General features: G+C 44.3%; 5 protein-coding genes. All 5 read right to left on the bottom strand.

Annotation, left to right across the window (positions count from 1 at the left end):
- Window positions 1-795, bottom strand: a 795-nt coding sequence (locus EXT47_RS23500; RefSeq protein ID WP_240701667.1) for a condensation domain-containing protein, incomplete at its 3' end; no start/stop codon positions are given.
- Window positions 796-933: 138 nt separating this feature from the next.
- Window positions 934-1425, bottom strand: a complete 492-nt coding sequence (locus tag EXT47_RS23495) for a VOC family protein (RefSeq protein WP_039490816.1) — start codon at window positions 1423-1425, stop codon at window positions 934-936.
- Window positions 1426-1456: 31 nt separating this feature from the next.
- Window positions 1457-2593 (bottom strand): alpha-hydroxy acid oxidase, encoded by a 1137-nt coding sequence (locus EXT47_RS23490; protein ID WP_052258138.1) that lies wholly within the window; start codon window positions 2591-2593, stop codon window positions 1457-1459.
- 61 nt (window positions 2594-2654) lie between these two features.
- Complete coding sequence (locus EXT47_RS23485; protein WP_130127736.1) at window positions 2655-6119, bottom strand: non-ribosomal peptide synthetase; 3465 nt, start codon at window positions 6117-6119, stop codon at window positions 2655-2657.
- A 1-nt stretch (window position 6120) separates the two neighbouring features.
- On the bottom strand, window positions 6121-6543 hold a 423-nt coding region (locus EXT47_RS23480), incomplete at its 5' end, for a phosphopantetheine-binding protein (RefSeq protein ID WP_240701666.1).

Here is a 6543-nt window from a genome sequence, read left to right as displayed (position 1 = left end):
TTCATTCAGCACAGCTCCCTGCAAGTAGTTGCGCTGCCAGTGGGCATAATCGCCGTACTGGATCGCCAGCGGCGGCAAAGGGTTGTCCAGCCCCTGAACATAAGCCGTATATAAACGGCTGAATTCATTCACCAGTATGCCCATAGACCAGCCATCGGAGGCGATATGATGCATGGTCGCCAACAAGATATGCTCCTGAGGGGCTAATTTAAGTAACTGCACTCGCAACATTACATCCCGGCCTAGATCAAAAGGCATGATTGCTTCTGTTGAAACGATTTCAGCTATACGCTCGTTCCGCCGATCTTGTGAAAGCTCGGATAGATCCGTTAAAGACACTTGAAAGTCAACACCTTCCCGGACCTGTTGGACCGGCTCGCCGTCGTCGCCGGCAACAAAACAGGTGCGCAGGCTTTCATGGCGTAACAGGATAGTGGCAAAAGCCCGTTGCAAGGCGTCATTATCAAGGATGCCGCTAAGCTTTATAGCGCTGGGAATATTGTAGTGGGTACTACCACCGTCTATCTGATCTTGTAACCACAAGCTTCGCTGTGAAAAAGAAAGTTCAAGAACCTGCTCACCATTAATTTTCTTTATCTCAGGTACAGCACTCGCGCTTGTAGTTTTCGCCTGAATTAAATCAACAAGCGATGCTTTATGTTTTTTTAATAAGGTGATGAGTTCAGTGGAAAGCAGTTCCTTCCTTCCTTTAACGCTTAACTCCCCGGAAACATCAAGAGATAAATAAATCTCTTGAGATTTTAATTCTTTTAATAATTCTTTTAGGGATCCCATTAAAACGAGTCCAATTCATCCATAATTAATACTAAGTATCACAGATGATACTTCCATGAATTTACAACAAATCAACACCCGATAAACAATATAACAAGATTAAACATCAATCAAAAAAAATTTGCAAAAACTTTAATATTAATAAGCAAAAGCACTTTCAAGTTGATTGAAAAGCTCTTGAATATTTCCTTCCTCGAACCCTGTTTCTGTCTCCTCCCGCTGGATAAATTCGTACATCATGCCCGAATTTTTCTCTCGCTTGGTAAATATTTGCAACAAGCCTTTTCCTTTAATGATATTGGTCGAAAACTCTAACCCCTTTTTGGTTAATGCCCTGGCAACTTCTTCTATATCTTCAACCGTTATAGCGACATGCTGAACTCCCGGACCATATTCATCTATATATTTACAAACTTGAGATTCCGGCCCTGTTCCCTGAACCAAAACCACAGAAAAGTTACCCACGGTCAATTCAGCAGATTTCATTCCCGAGAAAGCACCTTTAATTTCTCTTCTTTCCAGAAGCTTAAAGTTTAATATTCCTTGATAAAAAAATAATGCTTCATCCATATTTTTTACCGCTATTGCAATGTGGTCTATTTTAGCCGCACATCCAAAAAGATCTTTCATTCAAACTCCCCTTCTTACATCTATTAAAAATTTAAAACACATATTCATCATTCAGGGCGTCGATTGCACTCGCCCCCAACAAGCGCATATTTACACTTAATTGTTCAAAAATCATTTCTTGCAGCTGCGCTAAGCCTCTTTCTCCATAAGCTGCCAAGGCATATAAAAACGGTCGCCCCAAAAAAGTAAAGCAAGCACCACAACTAATTGTTTTTATTATATCTTCACCACTTCTTAATCCGGAATCCAACATAAGAAACTCTCGGTCAAACTCTTTGCTAAATACCTGGTTTAATAAAGTAATAGGAGCCGGTACCGAGTCCAATTGCCTACCACCATGATTGGAAATAATGATCGCATCCACTCCCATTTTTTTTGCGGTATGGGCATCACTCACCGACATAACTCCCTTTAAAATTAACTTTCCCTGCCACTTATCTCGGATCTCATCAATAACCGCCCAGTTCAACTCCCCCCCAGTTTGTATGGACATTAATTCAGAGAAGCTTAAATTGGGTTGGTCTTCAATTAGGTTTTGGTAAAGGGGGAAAGTCAGTTTCCCCGAGACCAGATGCCTAAACAGCCATGCAGGATGCGTGACTGAGTCAATAACATTTGAAGCCTTGAGCTGGTAGGGGATCCTCAGTCCATTATACCTGTCCCTTCGTCTTATACCCGGAACTGGCGCGTCGACTGTCACTACTAACACCGGGCATTGATGCTTTTGCGCATGGCTGATCAGTACATCCGTCTGTGACTTTATTTTCGAAAGGTACAACTGAAACCAAGGTGAAACCCCAGACTCCTTTACTAGCACATCAAGAAAACTATTCGAAGCCGAGCTAACAATATAGGGAATATTGTATTTAGCCGCCGACTTCGCCAGCATCATTTCCGCTTTAGGATGAACCAGGCCACACAACCCCAATGAAGCAACTCCGTATGGTGCTGCATACGATAACCCCAAAATATCAGTATTTAACAACCCCGGTCTCGTTTGACTTCCCATACGGGGAATCAGCTGAATATTTTTAAACCCCGCAGTATTCCCTTGAAGGGTTTTCTCATCTCCCGCGCCACCATCAATAAAGTCCATAACAAATTTTGGCAGCTTCCTTCTGGCAGCCTTCCTGAAATCGGAGTAACAAGTATACTGATCTAGTTTCATATCATCTCAGTTAGCATGTTAAATTTCCTTGTACCATAAGACAGTATCATCAAATATGCCTCTAGAGTTTAAGTTCGATTTCGTCTTCATGTGCTGACTCACCCCGGGAATAAAGCAAGTCGTCAATATATTGCTGGCTGTCGAGGAAATCAGCGATAAGAGCCACGGTTTGCAATTTAAAGATTTCTTTTAGCGGCACTTCAATACCGGTTTTAGCTTTTGTTTTTGACAATACACGCATGGCCATTAAGGAATGTCCTCCTAACTCAAAAAAGTTATCCTGAATACCGACACGTTCAATTTCGAGAACATCCTGCCAGATTTCACACAGGATTTTTTCCATCTCGGTGCCGGGCGCTATATATTCAGCGCTTGATACCTCAGTGTCAGGATCTGGCAAGGCTTTGCGGTCAATCTTGCCGTTAATATTGAGCGGTAAGTTATCCAGTAACACAAATGCCGATGGCACCATATGCTCAGGCAAGCACTCAAGCAAATGCCGACGCACGACCGCAATAAGCTCTTCTTCCCCTTTAGATGCCACCAAATAAGCAATTAAGCACTTATCCCCCTCACGTATATCCCTAGCAATCACCACAGAATCTTTAACCCCTGGACAGAGCGACAATGCATGCTCAACTTCTCCTAGCTCGATCCTGAATCCGCGGATTTTCACCTGATGATCGATGCGGCCGATAAACTCTAACTCACCGTCTGGTAACCATCGAACCAGATCTCCGGTACGGTATAAACGCTCGCTCGAGCGGAGATTTTGTGCATCAAAGTAAGGGTTAGCGACAAATTTTTCTGCTGTCAGTTCGTCCCGGTTTAAGTACCCCCGGGTAACTCCGGCCCCTCCAATATACAATTCTCCCGCCAGTAGTGGGGGACATAGCTGTTGCGCTTCATTTAGCACATAGAGGCTGGTATTTTGCAATCCGCGACCTATGACGGCACCCGTATGATTTAATGTTTCCGCAGACACCTCTTTATAAGTCGTTAATATGGTGGCTTCTGTTGGCCCGTAGAGTTCAATAACCTTAGCCCGGGAAAAAGACGCTTTAAGACGCTTGAGTAGACTTACAGGCACATAATCGCCACCGACAAACAATGCTCTGACATTTGCGAAGCTTTCATTGTTTTTATTTTTAAAATCAACAACCTCACTCATCAAACTAGGTACAGCATGTAACAAAGTGCATTGTCCGGTGACCCGAGAAAATTGCTCCAGATTAAGTAAAACGTCTTTATCAACAAGAATAGTTTTTCCGCCACTTATCAGGGTCAGAAAAAGTTCAAAAAGTGAAATATCAAATGCAAAGGACGCGAAACAAGCAAAAGTATCTTCGGTTGAGACTTCAAAAGTTGAAATCAAACCAGCTAGCAGGTTAGATAAATTCCTGTGCTCGACCATAACTCCTTTTGGCTGCCCAGTTGAACCTGAGGTATATATCACATAGGCTAGGTGTTGCAACGACAAGCCCAATGAGGATAACGGCAAGTTATTATCCGGCATTGTCGCTAGCGCAGCCTGCATGTTTTCATCGTCCAGGCAAATAACCCGTACAGTGTCTACCGAAGAGGTGTTAGATATCTGTAGCTGGCTCAGGACAATTTTCACACTGCTGTCATTAAGCATATAACGCACGCGTGCCTCAGGATTAGCAGGGTCAATAGGAACATAGGCAGCCCCCGCTTTCAGCACCGCCAGTATACCTACAACCATATCCAAAGAATGTTCAATACAGAGTCCGACCAGGGTGTCCGGTTTAACACCTTGTGCTACCAGATAATGCGCCAGCTGGTTGGCGCGCTGGTTTAACTCCCGGTAACTGAGGCAAGTTCCGTTATATTCCAGGGCCTCTCTTTCGGGAGCTTGTGCCGCCCGAGCTTCAAACAATTCATGCATACACATATCTGATGGACACTGTGCTGCCGTTGCATTCCAGTCAACGAGTAACTGCCTGCTTTCCTGCTCGGTTACCATGCCTAGTGAAAAAACATTTTCATGGGGTGACTGTAACACGGCGGATAATAAGCTTTCAAAATGCCCCGCCATTTGTGCTATGGTTTCACTTTTAAATAAAGCGGTATTGTAGCCCCAGCCAAGCCCTAGTCCATTAGCACTTTCCACGATATTCAGGGTTAGATCAAATTTGGCGACCCCTTTATCTGGCATTTCTATCGCAGACAAGGTTAATCCAGGCAGAGACAAATGGCCTTGTTCATTGTTTTGCAACGACAACAAAACCTGGAATAAAGGATTATGGCTCAGGCTTCGCATCGGCTGCACTCGTTCGACGACCTGCTCAAAAGGAACTTGTTGGCGGGCATAGGCATCAAGTAACTTAGCTTTACTGCCGGCCAGTACCTCAAGAAAACTCGGCTCGCCAGATAAGTCACTACGCAACACTAAGGTGTTGACAAAAAAACCTATCAAGTCAGATACTTCTGAAGGCTCCCGGTTGGCCACCGGGGTCCCCACCACAATATCACGTTCATTGCTGTAACGAGATAACAATATAGAGAAAACCGCATGCAGCCCCATAAATAAGCTCGCCCCTAGCGACTGGCACAGGGCTGCCAAATGCCCATAACTTACTTTATCGATTGTTGAGAAGTGTACGTCACCGTCAAAGCCCTGGATGGCCGGTCTCGGATAATCCAATGGTAGACTATGCACTTCAGGCAAGTCCGACAATTGTCGCTGCCAATAATCGAGTTGCTCGTCCAGCACAGCCCCTTGCAACCAGTCTCGCTGCCAATGGGCGTAATCGGCATACTGAATGGCAAGCGGTGCTAGAGGATCAGCTTCTCCGTTCACAAAAGCGCTGTATAGGCGGCTAAACTCCTTAACCAGTATTCCGGTTGACCAGCCGTCAGAAGCGATATGGTGCATAGTGAGCAGTAGAGCATGTTCTTGATCACTCAGTTTAAGTAATTGTACTCTCAACATTAGATCTCGGCTCAGATCAAAAGCCAGCCCCGCCTCTTTCGAAGCCTCTTCAGTAATTTTTCGCTCGCGCTCCTGTACTGACAGCTTGGATAAGTCGGTTATGGGAATAGTAAAGCTGACCTTTTGCTGGATCACTTGCAGAGGTTCGCCTTCATCTCCAGAGCAAAAGCAGGTACGTAAGCTTTCATGGCGCTCGACTATGCAGCTAAAGGACTGTTGCAGAGCCACCAGATCTATAGTGCCTGTCAGTTTTAAAGCCGCAAAAATATTGTAATGGCTACTGCCTTGTTCGAGTTGATCCAAAAGCCATAAACGCTGCTGCGAAAAAGACATTGGATTTTCAATACCCTCAGCCCGAGGACTTATCTTGGGCAACTTAGTCTCGTTCACCTCTGGCTGGGACGCGACTTGTTTAAGGTAATCAATTATCGCTTGTTTCTGAACAATAATTGCAGATTTTAGCTCGTCAGGAAATTCACCCTTTTTAACTTTATATTTTAGGTTTTCCCCGTCCAGATAAAGGAAAACTCCACTATCCAGCGCTTGCTTAAAAATATTTTCAGCTAACAACTTATAAAACCCCTTCTTCTAATTCTTCTTCCTTATACGAGTCGATAAGGTTTTCATTTTCTTGTAGTTTCTGCTTTGAAAGCAAGATATCTATACTAGCTGCCAGCTCAGCGACAGAAGATAATTCAAATACTTCTCTGATGGAGAACCCTGAATATTCGATGGCGAAGGCTTCTTTGATTTGTGTTACCAAACTAATAGCCATTAGTGAATGCCCACCTAATGCAAAGAAATTGTCCATAACACCAACTCTATCGACTTCCAATACCTGCTGCCAAATAGAACACAACATGGCTTCAGTGTCTGTCCTAGGAGCAACATATTGTGCACTTGATACTGCACTCTCGGGCTCAGGCAAAGCATGGCGGTCAAGTTTACCGTTGACCGTTAACGGCAAAGCCTCAAGAACAACAAAAGCCGCCGG

The sequence above is a fragment of the Pseudoalteromonas sp. CO342X genome (genome assembly GCF_004208915.1).
Lineage (GTDB): Bacteria > Pseudomonadota > Gammaproteobacteria > Enterobacterales > Alteromonadaceae > Pseudoalteromonas > Pseudoalteromonas maricaloris.
Note: the sequence above shows the minus strand (reverse complement) of the source record. Positions and strands in the feature narration are given on the sequence as shown.